Raw genomic sequence first — 1,868 nt, 5'->3', positions numbered from 1 at the left:
GCGGGCAGGCTCCGCCTGCCCCGCCCCCGGGTCGCGCCACCCCACCACCCCCTTCCGTAAGGTGCGAAATCCCCTGCTGCGTGATGTGAAGGGGAGCAAAGGGTTCGAAGGGGCAACACCTGATCGGTAGAGAGCCGCCTCCGATGTGGCGTGGGCGGCCGGTCCGGTATTCGAGGCTGTGGGGTGTTGCGTGCTGCAGTCGACAGGCAGCCTTGGCCATCGCACTGGTACCGCGCCGTCGTGTCGGCATGGCCCTGATATGGGGCTGGCTCGCCCCTCGCGGGGGTGGCTACGGGTGGACAGGCGCAGGGCGTGGCCGGGTGTGGTGTTGCTGAGGGTGGAGTTGCCAAGGGCGGGTGGTGACGCAGTCCAGGCCAGGAGCGGCGCGGGTGGGCCGGTCTGATGGGCGGCGTCGTGGCCGGTTGGGGCGGTCTCCAAGGGGCCGTCCGGTGGGGCATGCGCCACCGGTGTGTGACGGTCGCCTGTGGTGTGGGCATGCCGGGGCCGCCCGTCATCAGTGTGGATGCGGGCGGACCGGCACAGGGCATGGCTGGGAGTGGTGTTGCGGTGGTGGGTGGTTATGCGGCCCAGTCGAGCGCGGGGCTATCGGGTGGGCCGATGCTGCCCGGTGGCCCGTTTCCCTTTGCGGGTCGGGCGTCGGCTGGAGGGAGCAGCCGGTAGACGTATCGCCCGTCCCGATCCTTGGTGATCTGGATCTGGTCGGGGCGACTGTGCTTGAAGCGGTTGTGCCATCCGCAGGTGAGGGCGAGTTGGTCGATGTCGGTGGGCGATCGTCCGAGCGCCCATCCGTGCACGTGGTCGACCTCGCACAGCGTGCCGGGGACCTCGCAGCCCCTCACCGCGCAGGAGGAGTAGAGCGTCTCCAGCACCTGCCGCTGTGCTGCGCTGGCGAAGCGTTCCCGGTAGCCCAGGTAGAGCGGGGTGTTCCCGCGCCCGAGCAGGAGGGGCGAGACTCCGGCGGCCAAGGCGATGCGGCGGGCTTGTGCGGCAGGGATCGGGGTGCCGTCGGTGAGACGGGCGGGTGCGTTGCCTCCGGTGAGGGTGTCCAGGTCGCAGATGACGGTGACCTTGGACGCCTTGTGTCCGCCTGAGAGCACGCTCGACAGCGCTGCTGCAGTGCGTTCGGCTAGGTCGCGGCGGTCGTCGGGTCCGGCCGGCTTGGCCAACGGAGCGAGCGTGCCGTCCCAGATCGCGGCGTCTTCGGGGTTCAGCCAGCCTTTGACGTAGCGGCCGCCGTCCAGCGAGCGCGTGGTCGTGAGCCACGACTTGTCATAGCCCCGCTTGGTGTCCTCATCCGGCGCATCTTCTGTGTCGTCGCGTTCGGCGATGAGATCGCGGATGCGGCGGCCGAACGCCGCGACCTTCCCGGCCGAGAAGCCCTGATCGGCCATCCCGAGCAGAGTTGTCTCGGCCTCAGCGCAGTCGGTGTCGTCAAGACGCGAGACCGAGTCGGCGACGGTGACGGCGTAACCGTGGGACAGGTCCCCGGCGGCGAGGCGCTCGGCCACCTGCGGGAGACGGTGACGCTGCCGCGCCAGCACCAGACGCTCTTTCACCCGGTTATCGCGCATGCCAAGTCGAGATCTCAGCCACGCTTGAGTGGAGGGATATCCCCACCGGGCCTGCTCTCCGAAGGCGTCGACTCGGCCGATGAATTTGGCGAGCACACTTTCCTGCATATCGCACGCGGCCACCAGGGTTTCGGTGAGTTCCAGGCACGCGGCCGCTGATTCCGGGGCTTCGCGTTGGGCTAGTTCAGTGGCGATGGTTGAGAGCGCGTTCACCAGTTCCATGGTGGACGCGGCCTCAAGCTCGACCGTCACTGATTGCATACGTAAATAGTACCC

The 1,868-nt window shown here is 68.6% G+C and carries 1 protein-coding gene; it reads right to left on the bottom strand.

Features of this window, described 5'->3' with window-relative positions; translation table 11 throughout:
* Positions 1 to 578: 578 nt before the first annotated feature.
* The coding region (locus ABZ914_RS50805; protein WP_500201744.1) for an HNH endonuclease signature motif containing protein at positions 579 to 1,868 on the bottom strand (1,290 nt) is incomplete at its 5' end.

Source organism: Spirillospora sp. NPDC046719, assembly GCF_040645715.1.
Lineage (GTDB): Bacteria > Actinomycetota > Actinomycetes > Streptosporangiales > Streptosporangiaceae > Spirillospora.
This window is presented reverse-complemented; position numbering and strand designations above follow the sequence as displayed.